We start from the raw sequence: 14,258 nt of genomic DNA, 5'->3' as shown, positions 1-14,258 counted from the left end.
ACTGGGGACAGATTTATGCATGAGTTCGACCGCCGACTTGAATTTACCGTCGACCTAGCAAAACGTGCTGGCGACCTAGCGATGACCTTCTTTCGCGAGTTGGACAAACTGACCATTGAAAGCAAAGGGCATCAGGACCTCGTTTCGAATGGCGACCGCGAGGTCGAACTTTTCATCCGCGCTGCACTGGCCAAAGAGTTTCCTCGCGATGGGATTGTCGGGGAGGAGCATGCACCGGTTCCAGGTTCATCAGGTTTTATCTGGGTGATAGATCCCATCGATGGCACCGCTAACTTCGTGCGCGGCATTCCCGCTTGGTGCGTGGTCATCGCCTGTGTGAAAAACAATGAAGCGGTAGTGGGCGTTGTTCATGAGCCTTGCACCGGTGAGACATTTGGTGCGCGGCGCGGCGGAGGTGCTTTCCTCAATGGTCATCCCATCAAGGTATCAAACGCGCAAAATCTCTCTGACGGTTCGGTTGGCGTCGGCTTCAACAGCCGCACACAAAACAGCGCCATTGTTCCTTTGATTGCTTCGATCATTGAACAAGGCGGCGTATTTTTTCGCAACGCCTCTGGCGCGTTGATGCTGATCTACGTCGCAGCCGGACGGCTGATCGGGTACACGGAAGACCACATGAATGCTTGGGACTGTGTCGCAGCCATGCTGGTTATCGAAGAGGCGGGCGGCGTCGTTGAACCGTTCAACACGGATGATGTGATCGCCAACGGCACGATTGCGATTGCGGGTGGCAAGGGTGTGTTTTCGAAGATTCGCGAACTGTCCGTTGCTGCCTACGGGGTGTGAGAGCGAACCTACATTTACATCCGCTGCACAAACTGCGAATCTTTTCCGATGATTGAACTTGTCCGTACAAATGATCCCGTCATTATCTCATTCATCGAGGCGTTGCTGCGTGATGCCGAAATTAAATTCATGGTGGCAGACCAGAATATGAGCGTGTTGGACGGTTCGATCGGGGTTCTTCCACGACGGATACTGGTTGCAGACGAGTCAGCTGATCAAGCGCGCAGGATTTTGACCGATGCCGGGATTGCCAACGAAATCAAGGATGGTTGAGACCGCTCTATGGCCCACCCATCGGAGACGATAGACGGCTTTCAGAAAGGCCGTTTTTTTGTCGTGCAGCCGCTCGGCAAAGGTCATCGCACCGGCATGGATGCCTTGGTTCTTGCCGCAACGGTGCCGGCAGAATTTGGCGGAAATCTGGCCGATTTTGGCTCCGGTGCTGGGGCTGCCGGTCTGGCGGTTGCATCACGATGCCCGCGGGCGACCATCGTTCTGGTCGAACGGGAGCTTGAAATGGCGCACTTTGCGGCGGCGACGCTGGCATTGGCGCAAAACAGCCATCTGCGTGAACGATCTCGGTTTCTGCGCGCCGATGTTGCGCTGACCGGGATGGCGAGGATTGCTGCTGGGCTTGTCGATAACAGCTTTGACTTTGTCATCATGAACCCCCCCTTCAACCAGCGTGACGACCGATTGACGCCAGACAGGCTACGACAAGCAGCGCACGTTATGAATGATACGACGTTTGAACATTGGCTGCGAAGCGCTGCTGCCGTTGTGAAGCCGAGCGGCTCGGTAGCCCTTATCGCCCGGCCCCAGTCACTCGCTAAAATTTTGACTGCTCTTGAAGGGCGCTTCGGCGGGGCAGAAATTGTCCCGGTTCAACCGCATGCCCAAGCGCCGGCAATCCGCATCATTGTGCGAGCAAAACGCGGGTCGCGGGCCAAGCTTGCCCTTATGCCGCCTCTGGTAATTCATGAGGAAAACGGGACCTATTCCAATCGCGCCGACGCTGTCGTCAATGGAGAGGTTTCACTGTTCGGCGATTGATCAGAGGTAAAGTCATTGCCGATGCAACGGTGACCTCCTACATGCGGTCTGCCAACTGGAGATCTGTTTTGCTGAGACGTTCGTTTAGTCGCTTTCTGCCAAAGTCGATGCGGTCCAACGCCGTTGTGGTACCCGTCGTTCGGTTGCAGGGTACCATAATGAGCGGCGGCGGGCAGTTTCGCTCCAATCTTTCGCTGGCTTCGACTGCCGGCATTCTTGAAAAAGCCTTTGCATACCCGGAGGCGCCGGCTGTTGCGATTTCAATCAACTCGCCGGGCGGGTCGCCAGTTCAGTCGCGACTGATCTACAAACGCATCCGCGATTTGGCGACTGAGAAGAACATGAAAGTTCTGGTATTTGTCGAGGATGTAGCTGCGTCTGGAGGCTATATGATCGCAATCGCCGGCGATGAGATTATCGCTGACCCTTCCTCAATCGTTGGTTCTATCGGCGTGGTTTCGGCCTCGTTCGGCTTTCCTGAACTTCTGAAAAAAATAGGCGTCGAGCGCCGGGTTCATACCGCTGGCAGTAACAAAGCTGTACTTGATCCGTTCAAGCCTGAAAAGAAGGATGACATCGAGCACCTGAAAGCGCTGCAACTTGAAGTTCATGAGACCTTTATCGATCTCGTCAAGGAACGGCGTGGCGACCGACTGGCGAACGATCCTGATCTTTTCACGGGGCTTTTCTGGACAGGCAAGAAAGGTGTTTCCCTCGGGTTGGTTGATTCGCTCGACGACATGCGCAGTGTGGTAAAGGCGCGGTATGGTGACAAGGCGCAGCTTAAGGTCATTTCAGCGTCTCGGGGTCTGTTTGGACGAGGCCTCGGTATGTTCGGTATCCATAGCGTCGTTCCTGCGGGGCTTGGCCAATCGCTCGCCACCGGTCTTTTCGATGCGGCGGAAGAACGCGCATTATGGAGCCGCTTCGGCCTTTGATTGGCCATCGATGACGGCTATAATTGAAATTAGAGGTTTGCCGGCCGCAACCCCAGATATCGAGAAGGGATGAGCATACCATGCCGCAGCTTATTTTCTTCGGCCTGATCGCCGCAGCTGGATGGTATGGGTACCGCCATTTCATCAAGGAAGCGAACAGGGTGACCGCGAAGATCCGACGCGAAGAGCAGCAGGCCGCTAGTGGCTCGCAGGGAACGCTGGTTCAGGATCCCGAGACAGGCGAATACCGGATTGCCAAGGACTGACACTCTGGAACCTTTTATCGAACACATCGGGGCAACATGGCGTGCGCCAGCTAAGATCAACCTAGCGCTGCATGTCACGGGTCGACGACCCGACGGCTACCACATGATAGAGAGCTTGGCGGTGTTCACCCGTTTTGGCGACCTCATCACAGTCAGAAGCGCGAACGAAGACAGTTTCTCAGTGAGTGGTCCGTTTGCGGACAAAGTGCCTGTCGACGCCAATCTTATTCTCAGTGCACGCGATGCGCTTCGGTCTGCATTTCCTGCGCAATGCTGCTCGCCTGTCGAGATTGTTCTGGAAAAAAATCTTCCCGTGGCCTCAGGCCTCGGCGGTGGTTCCAGTGACGCGGCAGTTGTACTGCGCGAACTGACAAAGCTCTGGAGCATTCCTTGCACGCACAGTGACTTGGCCCAGCTTGGTGGGCAGCTTGGTGCTGACGTGCCGATGTGTCTTTCGGGCAAACCCTTGTTGGCCAGTGGCATCGGCGAAACCGTGCTGCTTGTGTCTGATTTTCCGGCACTTGGGCTCGTTCTAGTGAATCCCGGCATTCCGGTTGCAACATCGAATGTTTTTGCAGCGCTTCTCGATCACAACAATGAGGCGTTGCCCCCGTTGCCCAGTCAGCTCAACTTTCACACGATCCGCAACTGGCTTGAGATCACCCGTAATGATCTTGAAATTCCGGCGCGGATAATGCAGCCGGTCATTGGCTCTGTCGTCAAATCGCTTGACCGCGCCGGGTCTGCGTTCACCCGAATGTCAGGTTCAGGGGCAACCTGTTTTGGGCTGTTTGAATCGGGTAACATGGCCAAGCGCGCGGCGATTTCCATCCGAGCCCGAAATCCGGGGTGGTTTGTCGCCGCGACCCGAAGTCTGGCGTCAGAGGACGTTCTCCGTGCAGCCTGATGCCTTACGCACCTTCATCCCTATCCGCATCGCAGTGTTGACCGTTTCCGACACTCGTACCGTTGCCGACGACAAGTCTGGTCAGACACTCGCAGACCGGATCATCGATGCCGGGCATATTTTAGCGGCAAGGGATATTGTCGCTGATGATCGCGATAAGATCCGTGATCAGGTTCTGGCATGGTCTCAGGATAAGGCAATAGATGTCGTTATCACCACGGGCGGGACCGGGTTTACTGGGCGTGACGTGACGCCCGACGCTCTAGAGCCGCTCTTCGAGAAGCGCATGGACGGCTTTTCTGAAGTGTTTCACCGGATTTCATACGACAAGATCGGCACCTCTACGATCCAGAGCCGGGCGACGGGGGGCTTGGTCAACGCAACGTTTGTTTTCGTCTTACCGGGCTCACCCGGGGCCTGCCGCGATGCATGGGACGGCATCATCAAGCCGCAACTCGACTATCGCCACATGCCCTGTAACTTTGTGGAAATTATGCCGCGGCTCGACGAGCATCTGAAGCGCGGGGCCGAACCTACTCACAAGGTTTATTGAGGCACCGCAGCCATTGACCCATTGCCAGTGGCGGAAACAGAGCTGTCAATTGTCGGATCGGTCGTTTTTGACGGTCGACCGCCGTTGCTCATCGCCTTGGCAGGCATAATGTAAGTCGGCAGAATTACCCTAATGTTGCGTTTGGGAACATTGGCGTCGGCTGTAGTTGTCGGGTCTATACCAGGGAATGCAGGACTTTCGTCGACACCATTACCTGCGATATTAGGGCGTCTGGTGGGCAGAGGTATAATGGCTGCAGACATGTTGCTTGGCGTCACCGTACGCGCCTTCATCTCGGCGATACGGTCTTGATAGCCATCAAAATCGCAAGATTTGAAGTTCACGGCATCACGATAGGCGAAAGCGTTCGGCAAGTCCGCATATCTGATTCCACCGTCCACGGCCTGCATGTCTTCCGTTTCTAGGGCCATGTCTTCAAGCTTGTAGACGGCGACGTCTTCGCTTTCACAGATATATCGGCATCGATCTAGCGTGTCAGTCGCATTCTTCAAGCCCACAAACTGAGAGTTTGGGGCGGGGAAATAGTAACCGTCTTTAAGTCGCACACAAAACAACATGGTACCCTTGACGCGAAATTTCGCGACCGGTGCCTGCACCGCTTCCCGCTTTTGCCGAACCTTGGGAGGAGGAGCATTTTCTGCAGGCTTCAGATGAGGTGAACTCGCCCGTGCGTTGTCTTTCTTTTCTGGCATCTTTTGCCTCTCGACCTGCCGCTGGGCTACCGGTTCCTGCTTCCTGGGAATGGAAGCTTTGCGCGATACAGAAGCTCTTACGACCTCCGGACGTTTGTCTTTTAGTGGCGAAAGCGAATTCTTTTTCTCGGTTGAGGCTGTTCTTAATTTGTTGTCTTCACAGCCGAGTGCAGCATATCGGGAGCGAACCTGGGAGACATTGGCGCCACCTCCCAAAGTTTGATCGATCTGGCGCTGAACGGAGGCCCGTCGCTGAGAAAGCTCGCGACACGGGTCGAATAAGCCGCCCGACGATTTTTTTGACGAACACTGCCGCGCGCGTTCCAAACCACGAAGGGCAGATAGCTGACGAAGCAATGAAGGATCTACGTTGCGCGCGCTGGACTTCCCAGCTGTCAGCAACTGCGCCTTCAAATCCGAGCATGACTGAGCGAGAACAGGAGACGGAAATAGAGAAATCATGAACACCAGAGAGATCGTAACTCCAGCCCGTAAAATATTTTTAATACTTTTTATTTTTGTCGAGATCATTTTATTCTTCCCAATTCTTAATTAGAATTAGTTAAATAAGCAAACTCTAAGCTTTATTATGCAATCTCTGCATTAGATCACACGACTCACGCAAAAAAATACTTTCTGGTTTTTAGTGCAACCGGTCAACCGCGCACAACCAATAATTGTTGAGTGCGGTAAACAGAACGTATCCAAATGGTTGAGTACTTGCGCTAATTCCGCAGCCTTGCCGGAATAATCTCGGCGGCAAGGAGGCGAGTAGCCAACCCCCGCCCTATCGCATCCATCCTGGAAGCACTGCTGGCGAGCGTTGACGCACTTTTCTTGGATATGAGCAGACCCTGAGCCAGAGGCCGGACTGGCGATAGAACTCTTGTCAGGAATCCGGCACGTTCGCGACGGGACCGGGAAAAACGGGCCGGCATTTCGGATTTGGCAACGTGCTGAACGACTTCGTCAACCCACCCCTCAATCAGCCTTGCGCCAGGCTCCAAGATCAAGAGCCAATCGCCCTTTGATCTTGCCACGCAGGAGAAAATTGAGATCCCCACTTCGACGTGACAGCCTGCCTGTTCTGCAACCCTGCGCGTCTGATCTTTTGACCCGGTGTCACACACGATAACTTCGCGAATCATACCCTCAACGGCGCCAGAAACCAGCGACGCCAGCGTTCTCGCCAAACCCTCCTCGTCATTAATGGTCTCGATTAGAACAGTGAGCATCTTGCCCGCCTAAACGCTCGAAGCGCAAAACACCAGATATCCATAAGTTCCGTTATATCTCAAAATATTGTTCTTGCTTTGTTCTCTTTCCGTGGATAGGAATAGTTTCATGAAAATGGCACTCAATGAGATCACGGATCGCGCCAAAGTGGAACATATAGGCAACGCCGACATTGCTGCCTTCGGCAAAGGCAGAGCAGAGATGGCCAATTCCATGATTGAGCAGAGTGAAATCCGCGTCCGTCCCGATCGCAATCGGGGGCGCGCTGCCGGCATCAACCCCTCAGGACGGTTCGAGCCGGTAAGCCGACATGTGTTCGATGACGGCTGGAGTTCGCTGGAAGATCTGCCACCATTTAAAACTCAGGTGCAGGTCGAAAAGCCACGCACAATCATCACGCGCAACGAATCCCCCGACATCTCATTCGATCGCTCTATTAACCCCTATCGCGGCTGCGAGCATGGCTGCGTTTACTGCTTCGCGCGACCTAGTCACGCTTATATGGGGCTCTCACCAGGCCTCGACTTCGAATCAAAATTATTTGCCAAGCCGGACGCGGCAAGGCTGCTGGAGCGCGAACTGGCGAAGGATGGATATCAACCTCGAACCATCGCAATAGGTACGAACACTGACCCGTATCAGCCGATAGAGCGGGAGTATCGGATTATGCGCGAGGTTCTGGAGGTTCTTGACGGTCATAACCATCCGGTGGGGATTGTCACCAAATCGGCGTTGGTGACCCGCGATATCGACATTTTAGCGCGCATGGCGGAGCGTGGTCTGGCCAAGGTTGCGCTCTCGGTGACCACCATGGACCGCATGCTGGCTCGGATGATGGAGCCGCGCGCCGCAACGCCCACGAAAAGGCTAGAAACAATTAGGACCTTAACCGATGCCGGCATTCCGACATCTGTTATGGTGGCACCCATTATTCCTGGACTGACTGACCAGGAGATCGAGCGCATTCTGGATGCAGCACGCGCTGCGGGCGCCAGAGATGCAGGCTATGTCGTTCTTCGTTTACCTCTTGAGGTTTCGCCCATCTTCAAGGACTGGCTTTTGCGGCATTACCCTGACCGCTACCGACATGTGATTTCGCTGATACGGTCGATGCGCGACGGCAAAGACTATGACGCCGAATGGGGCAAGAGGATGCGCGGCGCTGGGCCTTATGCTTGGCAGATTGGGAGACGATTCGAGATTGCGGCACGTAAGTTGGGGCTGAATGCGGAGCGTACAAAACTGCGATCCGATCTGTTTCAGGCGCCAGCCGAAAAAGGAGAACAGCTCTGCCTTTTGTAGATCGCGCTTAAACTTATTCCGTCCGGCTTTTCCCCTGACCGCCGACGGCGCCTTCCCGGTTCGCCGCCCCTGAACTTGGAAGGACTTGCGGAGAGTTGGAGCTGGTGCGAGCATTGTTACGCAATGCCACGTCCAAGCTCTGATTCTCCGCAACTTTTCGAAATTAGTGAACGGCCGGATTTCGGATTCGAAAGGCGTGCCATGGCTGACGGCCTATGGCCGGTGGCAGGGCTTGATGAAGCGGGGCGTGGGCCTCTTGCGGGCCCAGTCGTTGCAGGGGCAGTCATTCTTGATCCCGAAAACATTCCAGTCGGGCTAGATGATTCCAAGCGACTGACTGCTGGACAGCGCGAGGTGTTGTTTGATGAAATCCTGCGATCAGCTCTTGCTGTCTCAACTTCCTCAATCTGCGCCGAGGGCATCGACGAAATCAACATATTGCGCGCCAGCCTCGAAGCAATGCGTCGGGCGGTCCACGGCCTCAACATTCAACCCTTGCTCGCCCTTGCTGACGGCAGAGATATCCCGCCAGGATTGCTCTGCGCAGCCAAAGCGCTTGTTAAAGGCGATCAGCGGTCCCAGTCCATTGCTGCGGCGTCTATTGTGGCCAAGGTGATGCGCGACCGAATGATGACAGGTTGCTCAGACAGACATAGTCACTACGGGTTCGACGCCCATATGGGGTACGCCACCGCACGACATAGAACAGCAATCACCCACCACGGACCGATTGCGCGGTTGCATCGGATGTCCTTTGCTCCTTTCCGAAGCACACCGACAGAATAGCCTTTCTCGCGCTGAACAGACAAAGGCCACCTCTCGGCGGCCTTCGCAAATACGTTAAGTCAGATAATGTTCAGTTCAGCTTGGCTTTCATGTCCAGAAGTGAAGCCTTGAAAAGTTCAGCGCTGGCCTTGGCGTCGATATTATCGCCAAGCAATTTCCGCGCTGCTTCCACGGCAATATCGACCGCGCTCGAGCGCACTTCGTTCACTGCATCGCGCTCGGCCTGGCCGATCTTGATCTCAGCAAGCGCCTGACGGCGAACAACATATTCATCAGTTTTCTTCTGTGCTTCAGTGAGTAGCATTTCGGCCTCGCGCTTGGCGGAAGCGACAATGTCGCCTGCTTCCTTCTCGGCTTCCTTACGCTTTTGTTGATATTCGGATAGCAACTGCTGCGCCTCCTCGCGCAGGCGCTGCGCGTCGGAAAGTTCCGTACGAATATTGTCAGCACGCTCGTCCAAAGACCGGGAAATCATTTTCGGCACCTTCATGTAAAGAATGACGCCAAGAAAAATGACCAGTGCGACAAAAGCCCAAAATGTTGCGTCCATCATGCTGTTCCGATTTACCTTGCAGCCTTGACGGCGGCGGCGATGGTCGCTTTGTCCATCTTGCCGTTTACCAGTTGCTGTACGATGGCAGCAGCCGTGTTTTCAGCGATTGTGCCGACTTCCTTCATGGCCGCCGACTTAATCAAGGATATCCGCGCTTCTGCTTCTGCAAGCTTCTTGTCGAGATTCGTCTCGACCCTCTTACGTTCGGCTTCTGCATCGAGCTTGGCGCTGTCGCGTGCGTCTTGTCCGATGGCGTTGGCGTTGGCGCGCGCCTCGGCCAGAGCCTGCTCATATGCTGCAACTGCAGCATCAGCTTCTTCTTTCAACCGGCCAGCCTGATCGAGATCCTGCCTAATGCGCTCACTCCTCACCTCGAGAATTCCGCCTATTCGAGGCAAAACGGCCCTCTGCAAGATCAGGTAGAAAAGTCCGAAGGTGATCGCGAGCCAGAGAAGCTGCGATGGAAACGTAGACGGATCAAACGGCGGAAAAGATCCGCCACCATTACCGGCTTCCACTCCTGCATGCGTTTCCCCCCCCACCGAAGCGGGGGCTTCCTCTGCATATCCCGGTGTCACGAACATGTTACTTTCCCTGTCGGCTCATCCGGCCGCAGGTCTGCGGCCGGCCTTTCGTCATTCTACCCGGCTGCTCTCAGGTGAAGAGAAGCAGAAGAGCGACCAGTAGTGAGAAGATGCCGAGAGCTTCTGTAACGGCGAAGCCGAAGATTAGTCGACCGAACTGGCCGTCAGCTGCCGAAGGGTTGCGCAGCGCGCCGGCGAGATAGTTGCCGAAAATGTGACCGAGGCCAATGGCGGCGCCGCCCATGCCGAGGCAGGCGATGCCTGCGCCGATTGCCTTTGCTGCTTCTGCTTCCATGTCCAACTCCTTGTGGATTTCAATATTCTGCGGTTTCAAGATGGCGGCAGAACCGCCGGTGATTAAGGTGTTCTAGTGCCCCGGATGGATCGCATCGTTGAGGTACATGCAGGTCAGAACCGCAAATACGTATGCTTGAAGGAAAGCCACCAGGAACTCCAGAGCAGTGATGGCAACAGTCATGGCCAGCGGCAGCACCGCGCCTAGTGACCCAACAACGCCAAAAGCGCTGAGCGACGTTACGAAGCCGGCAAATACCTTCAACGTAATGTGACCGGCAAGCATGTTGGCAAACAAACGAACCGAAAGGCTGATGGGCCGCGAAAGGAAAGAAATTACTTCAATCAGGACAACCAGCGGGATCAAAATGCCGGGAACTCCGGACGGCACAAAGAGCTTCAAAAAGCCCAGACCGTTCTTCCAGAAGCCGTAGACTATAACTGTGCCTATGACCAAAAGCGCCAGTCCGAAGGTGACTATAATGTGGCTGGTAACCGTAAAGAAGTAGGGGAAGAGGCCGATCAGATTTGCGACCAGAACGAACATGAACAGAGAGAACACGAGCGGGAAGAATTTCATACCCTGCGATCCAGCCGCATCGCGCAGCATCGACGCCACGAACTCGTAGGACATTTCCGAAATCGACTGTAATCGACCCGGGATCATTCCGCGGTTTGCAGTAGTCAGAAACAAGAATGCGCTGGCGGCGGCAACGGTCGCGACCATAAACGCCGAGGCGTTGGTGAATGAGAAGTCCATTCCCCCGAGCTCAATCGGAATCCATTTTTGGATCTGAAACTGATGGATTGGATCGCTAGCCACCTGGCAAAACCCTCATCTCATTGTTGCCCTGCGGCAATTTCGCTGCCCGAGGGAAATTTATTTTTCGTCCGCCCGACCCGACTTTGAGCCTGGTTCGGTCACCATTCCGGCCGACCGCAACACATTCAGAACCCCAGCGCCAAACCCCAGAAGCAGGAACACGATAAGTCCCCAAGGGGTTGTGCCCGCATAATAGTCGATCAGCCAGCCAAGCCCGGCGCCAACCGCAATCCCGGCAATGAACTCACTGGAGAGTTTCAGCGCCTGGCCATAGCCGGCTGCCCCTCCCGAATTCGCGCCACCATCTCTGTCGCCCTTCAGAGGCATTCTCGAAGCAAGTTTTGCCTCAAGATCTCGTCGCCGGCGTTCCAGGTCGCTGTCGCGCAGATCCGAATTCTCTTGCCAGCCGGGCCCGGATTTTCCGGTTTCGTCTGGCCTGTTGGATTTGGCCACCTCAACCTCCCGCCCAGTCGGCCAGAACCAGCCGTCCGCCTTTCAAGTCGGGCGCAACATAGTTAGCAGACCGCCCCTCGTCAAGCCACGGAGAGGTGTTCACGGGCATGGTTTTTGTTTAGTAATTTCAGCGACTTACTCGCATGCGACATCCTGCCCATGCGTGTGGTTGCAAGCAGGTGGGCGAATCCGGACCGTTTTGGGACGCGGATTCTGTTTAAATCCTAGCTCCAGCCGCCGCCATAGGTGCGGTAAAAGATGTGGAGGCCGATTTTCTTCATCTTCTGCATCGTGCGAGCCCAACCCGGATTGACGTAATCAGCATAGTAATGGGTTGAGGACCCGATTTCAGGAATGAAAATCTTACCTGCGGTCACAGCCATGGCGATGTCTTGTGCGGTCTTGTAGTGGGACGCGCTCAAGATCCGATCCTTGATGCCGTCGCAGGCAAATGAAAACTGGCAGCGATTGTGCAAATGCTGGTTCTGGTAGACTACTCCGCAAATTGAATTCGGGTAGGTTGGGTTGCGAACCCGATTCAGGACAACCTGCGCCACCGCGGCTTGACCTCTTAGCGTCTCGCCTCGCGCTTCAAAGTAGACGCCAGTCGCAAGGCATTGCTGTTCTTTGGCGGTGAAAACCTCAGGCGGCAACGGTTCGCCCATCCAAGCGTGGTCTCCTTTTGCCAAAGGCGGCACGAACCGGCCATTATTGGGGTCTTCGTCCCTCAGCAGGGAGGCAAAGGGCGAGGCTTTCGCGTAGTCAGGTTCGGCGGGTGCATAGGCTGTCGCCAGTATATCCGGTGTTGTATTGGTCACCAGTGAAGCCAGCATTACGGGAACGCCGGCATATTCCTTTTGTGACTGCTTGCGGTGGAACGCAGCCGCGATCTCGATTTCCTTGCCTTTGATTGCCGGCTTGGCAAAGGCCATTTTGAGGTCGCCCTCAATGGTGGGCCTCGTCATCGACGACGTCCGCTCCAGCACGCTGCCGGCACTAAAAGACTTGGGCGGCGCAACGGGCGCTATATTTATCACACGCCCCTGCTTTTCAATGCGGTTAATGCGCAGTTCGTCAGGAATTTCGTTGGACCCGCCTTTGCCGCGAAACGCAACCGTGCCCAAGCCTGGCGTCGCAATGCCGCCACCGGTGATTGATCCGGTTGTAATGGTGTCACCATTGGCAAATGGCATTTCAGCAGCGTGTACCGAGCCTGCGGCGGCTCTTTCCACGAAGGAACTCCAGCGCGCGCCGGAAGTCTCCGTTCCGGAAACCATGCTTGGAGCGTCCTGCAATGCGACAACTGTCGGGAACCCGATCCAGATGCCCAAGCCGACGGCAATCGGTGACAACAGGGAGGGCCGGCACAAACTGGCGACAAACGCCAGCAGCCGAGCTAGATTTCGTGGATACACTGATACCCTCTCCGGTATGCAACTCAACTCACAGGAGATGGATAATGCGGCATTAACCTTGATGCGGCGTTAACGCTGACTGCCTTACCCAACGGCAGCAATCAGAAAAAAGCGGCAACAATTGGGACGCTCAGATCAGCGCTTCTTCTTGGCTCTGCCGGCGAATGGATTTTCCGAGGTGCGCAGCGCGACGCGAATAGGCACGCCCGGCATGTCGAGTGCCTCGCGCATATTGTTGACGAGATAACGTACATAGGATTGCGGTAACGCATCAGGGCGCGAGCAAGAGACGACGAAACCCGGCGGTCGAGTTTTGGCCTGCGTAATGTATTTAATCTTCAGCCTACGCCCAGCTACGGCCGGCGGCGGATGATGCGCAAGAATACCTTCAAGCCAACGGTTGAGGCGACCGGTCGAAATGCGGCTGTTCCAAACTTGGTGAGTTTTAAGGATCGCGGCCATCAATTTTTCGAGGCCACGACCTGTCTCAGCTGAAATTGTTACTGCCTGCACGCCGCGAACCTGCGGCAGCAAACGGGCGGTCATCTCGCGCAATTCCGCCAATTTTTCCTGCGGGTTATCAATCAGGTCCCATTTGTTGAAAGCAATTACCAACGCCCGACCTTCTCGGATGATCAGGTCGGCTATCTGAAGGTCCTGCTTCTCGAACGGGATGGTTGCGTCAAAAACGACAACCACCACCTCAGCAAATCGAATTGCACGCAGGCCGTCGGCTACAGAGAGCTTTTCGAGCTTTTCATGGATGCGCGCCTTGCGGCGCATACCGGCGGTGTCGAACAGGCGAATCTTGCGGTTGCCCCATTGCCAATCGACGGAGATGGAATCGCGCGTAATACCGGCCTCAGGCCCTGTAAGTAGCCGCTCCTGGCCAATCAACTCATTGATCAGCGTCGACTTTCCAGCGTTTGGTCGCCCGACGATGGCGATCTGCATGGGCTTGGATTCGTCGTAGGGAATGGCCTCGGCAGCATCAGGGTCCGTAATATCTTCGCCAATGAGGGGCTCGCTTTCAGCGATCGCATCGGCCTCGTCTTCGTCTTCGAAGGCCATTTCTCGGCCAATGGCAGCAATGACCGCGTCGCGAAGGTCAGGCATTCCCCCGCCATGTTCGGCTGAAACTGGCACAGGCTCACCCAACCCCAGTTCCCAGCTTTCAAGCATTCCACCTTGCGCCCCGCGCGCCTCTGCCTTGTTGGCAACCAGAACGACGGGTTTTCCAGAACGGCGCACAATATCTGCAAAGGTTCGATCATCGGGAAGGATGCCAGCCTTTGAATCAATGACGAAGAAGATCAGATCAGCTTCTTCGATGGCGGTTTCCGTCTGGATCCGCATCCGACCCTGAAGAGTGGCGGGCGCTTTGTCCTCAAAGCCAGCTGTGTCGATGACGTCGAAATGTAGGTCGTAGAGCTTTGCGGTATGGACGCGCCTGTCGCGCGTTACGCCGGGGGTGTCATCGACGAGCGCAAGTTTCCTTCCGACGAGCCGGTTGAAAAGCGTCGATTTGCCGACATTGGGACGGCCGATGATCGCAACCTTGAAGCTCATACTCGC

18 protein-coding genes are annotated in these 14,258 nt (G+C 55.4%); 9 read left to right on the top strand and 9 right to left on the bottom strand.

Annotated features, from left to right (window positions below; genetic code table 11):
- Positions 1-15: 15 nt before the first annotated feature.
- From GA830_RS09715 to moaB, 7 genes are all read left to right on the top strand, one after another.
- Positions 16-807, top strand: a complete 792-nt coding sequence (locus GA830_RS09715; RefSeq protein WP_195161676.1) for an inositol monophosphatase family protein — start codon at positions 16-18, stop codon at positions 805-807.
- 48 nt (positions 808-855) lie between these two features.
- Positions 856-1,080, top strand: a complete 225-nt coding sequence (locus GA830_RS09710; RefSeq protein ID WP_195161675.1) for a putative signal transducing protein — start codon at positions 856-858, stop codon at positions 1,078-1,080.
- 9 nt (positions 1,081-1,089) lie between these two features.
- Positions 1,090-1,860, top strand: coding sequence for a tRNA1(Val) (adenine(37)-N6)-methyltransferase (locus tag GA830_RS09705; RefSeq protein WP_195161674.1), 771 nt, complete (start codon positions 1,090-1,092; stop codon positions 1,858-1,860).
- A 41-nt stretch (positions 1,861-1,901) separates the two neighbouring features.
- On the top strand, positions 1,902-2,798 hold the full coding sequence (locus GA830_RS09700; protein WP_374939315.1) for a S49 family peptidase: 897 nt from the start codon (positions 1,902-1,904) through the stop codon (positions 2,796-2,798).
- 80 nt (positions 2,799-2,878) lie between these two features.
- On the top strand, positions 2,879-3,064 hold the full coding sequence (locus GA830_RS09695; RefSeq protein ID WP_195161673.1) for a hypothetical protein: 186 nt from the start codon (positions 2,879-2,881) through the stop codon (positions 3,062-3,064).
- Positions 3,065-3,080: 16 nt separating this feature from the next.
- Positions 3,081-3,971: a 4-(cytidine 5'-diphospho)-2-C-methyl-D-erythritol kinase gene (locus GA830_RS09690; protein ID WP_195164881.1), complete on the top strand. Its 891-nt coding sequence runs from the start codon at positions 3,081-3,083 to the stop codon at positions 3,969-3,971.
- Positions 3,961-4,524 (top strand): molybdenum cofactor biosynthesis protein B, encoded by a 564-nt coding sequence (moaB, locus tag GA830_RS09685; RefSeq protein ID WP_195161672.1) that lies wholly within the window; start codon positions 3,961-3,963, stop codon positions 4,522-4,524. Before GA830_RS09690 ends, moaB begins: the two co-directional genes overlap by 11 nt.
- Here the strand turns inward: moaB and GA830_RS09680 are convergent.
- Both GA830_RS09680 and GA830_RS20400 read right to left on the bottom strand, forming a co-directional pair.
- Positions 4,518-5,768 carry a DUF2865 domain-containing protein gene (locus GA830_RS09680; RefSeq protein ID WP_195161671.1) on the bottom strand — a complete coding sequence of 417 codons (1,251 nt, stop codon included), beginning with the start codon at positions 5,766-5,768 and terminating at the stop codon, positions 4,518-4,520. The genes moaB and GA830_RS09680 overlap by 7 nt on opposite strands.
- Before the next feature lie 194 nt (positions 5,769-5,962).
- Positions 5,963-6,472 carry a glycosyltransferase gene (locus GA830_RS20400; RefSeq protein WP_258045396.1) on the bottom strand — a complete coding sequence of 170 codons (510 nt, stop codon included), beginning with the start codon at positions 6,470-6,472 and terminating at the stop codon, positions 5,963-5,965.
- Positions 6,473-6,620: 148 nt separating this feature from the next.
- Here GA830_RS20400 and GA830_RS09675 point away from each other — a divergent pair, with 148 nt between their 5' ends.
- Together GA830_RS09675 and GA830_RS09670 are read left to right on the top strand one after the other, a co-directional pair.
- Positions 6,621-7,775 (top strand): PA0069 family radical SAM protein, encoded by a 1,155-nt coding sequence (locus tag GA830_RS09675; protein ID WP_195164880.1) that lies wholly within the window; start codon positions 6,621-6,623, stop codon positions 7,773-7,775.
- A gap of 123 nt (positions 7,776-7,898) precedes the next feature.
- Positions 7,899-8,561 carry a ribonuclease HII gene (locus GA830_RS09670; RefSeq protein WP_195161670.1) on the top strand — a complete coding sequence of 221 codons (663 nt, stop codon included), beginning with the start codon at positions 7,899-7,901 and terminating at the stop codon, positions 8,559-8,561.
- Between the two features lie 70 nt (positions 8,562-8,631).
- Here the strand turns inward: GA830_RS09670 and GA830_RS09665 are convergent, their stop codons facing one another.
- The 7 genes from GA830_RS09665 to der all read right to left on the bottom strand — a co-directional run bounded on the left by GA830_RS09665 (position 8,632) and on the right by der (position 14,252).
- Positions 8,632-9,111 (bottom strand): F0F1 ATP synthase subunit B, encoded by a 480-nt coding sequence (locus GA830_RS09665; protein WP_195164879.1) that lies wholly within the window; start codon positions 9,109-9,111, stop codon positions 8,632-8,634.
- A gap of 14 nt (positions 9,112-9,125) precedes the next feature.
- Complete coding sequence (locus tag GA830_RS09660) at positions 9,126-9,698, bottom strand: F0F1 ATP synthase subunit B (RefSeq protein ID WP_195161669.1); 573 nt, start codon at positions 9,696-9,698, stop codon at positions 9,126-9,128.
- 70 nt (positions 9,699-9,768) lie between these two features.
- On the bottom strand, positions 9,769-9,993 hold the full coding sequence (locus GA830_RS09655) for a F0F1 ATP synthase subunit C (protein WP_195161668.1): 225 nt from the start codon (positions 9,991-9,993) through the stop codon (positions 9,769-9,771).
- Between the two features lie 72 nt (positions 9,994-10,065).
- Positions 10,066-10,815, bottom strand: a complete 750-nt coding sequence (locus GA830_RS09650; RefSeq protein WP_195161667.1) for a F0F1 ATP synthase subunit A — start codon at positions 10,813-10,815, stop codon at positions 10,066-10,068.
- A gap of 57 nt (positions 10,816-10,872) precedes the next feature.
- A complete protein-coding gene (locus GA830_RS09645) occupies positions 10,873-11,268 on the bottom strand; it encodes an AtpZ/AtpI family protein (RefSeq protein ID WP_195161666.1) in 396 nt (131 codons plus the stop codon).
- Between the two features lie 224 nt (positions 11,269-11,492).
- Positions 11,493-12,683: a cell wall hydrolase gene (locus GA830_RS09640; RefSeq protein ID WP_195161665.1), complete on the bottom strand. Its 1,191-nt coding sequence runs from the start codon at positions 12,681-12,683 to the stop codon at positions 11,493-11,495.
- A 135-nt stretch (positions 12,684-12,818) separates the two neighbouring features.
- On the bottom strand, positions 12,819-14,252 hold the full coding sequence (gene der / locus GA830_RS09635) for a ribosome biogenesis GTPase Der (protein WP_195161664.1): 1,434 nt from the start codon (positions 14,250-14,252) through the stop codon (positions 12,819-12,821).
- Positions 14,253-14,258: the final 6 nt, after the last annotated feature.

Source organism: Mesorhizobium sp. NBSH29 (assembly GCF_015500055.1).
GTDB lineage: Bacteria > Pseudomonadota > Alphaproteobacteria > Rhizobiales > Rhizobiaceae > Neomesorhizobium.
Note: the sequence above shows the minus strand (reverse complement) of the source record. Positions and strands in the feature narration are given on the sequence as shown.

Bases quoted from the DNA above. Each gene is read 5' to 3' on its own strand.
- GA830_RS09715 (WP_195161676.1), top strand. From the start codon at position 16: ATGCATGAGTTCGACCGCCGACTTGAATTTACCGTCGACCTAGCAAAA.
- GA830_RS09710 (WP_195161675.1), top strand. From the start codon at position 856: ATGATTGAACTTGTCCGTACAAATGATCCCGTCATTATCTCATTCATC.
- GA830_RS09705 (WP_195161674.1), top strand. From the start codon at position 1,090: ATGGCCCACCCATCGGAGACGATAGACGGCTTTCAGAAAGGCCGTTTT.
- GA830_RS09700 (WP_374939315.1), top strand. From the start codon at position 1,902: ATGCGGTCTGCCAACTGGAGATCTGTTTTGCTGAGACGTTCGTTTAGT.
- GA830_RS09695 (WP_195161673.1), top strand. From the start codon at position 2,879: ATGCCGCAGCTTATTTTCTTCGGCCTGATCGCCGCAGCTGGATGGTAT.
- GA830_RS09680 (WP_195161671.1), bottom strand. From the start codon at position 5,768: ATGATCTCGACAAAAATAAAAAGTATTAAAAATATTTTACGGGCTGGA.
- GA830_RS20400 (WP_258045396.1), bottom strand. From the start codon at position 6,472: ATGCTCACTGTTCTAATCGAGACCATTAATGACGAGGAGGGTTTGGCG.
- GA830_RS09670 (WP_195161670.1), top strand. From the start codon at position 7,899: ATGCCACGTCCAAGCTCTGATTCTCCGCAACTTTTCGAAATTAGTGAA.
- GA830_RS09665 (WP_195164879.1), bottom strand. From the start codon at position 9,111: ATGGACGCAACATTTTGGGCTTTTGTCGCACTGGTCATTTTTCTTGGC.
- GA830_RS09660 (WP_195161669.1), bottom strand. From the start codon at position 9,698: ATGTTCGTGACACCGGGATATGCAGAGGAAGCCCCCGCTTCGGTGGGG.
- GA830_RS09655 (WP_195161668.1), bottom strand. From the start codon at position 9,993: ATGGAAGCAGAAGCAGCAAAGGCAATCGGCGCAGGCATCGCCTGCCTC.
- der (WP_195161664.1), bottom strand. From the start codon at position 14,252: ATGAGCTTCAAGGTTGCGATCATCGGCCGTCCCAATGTCGGCAAATCG.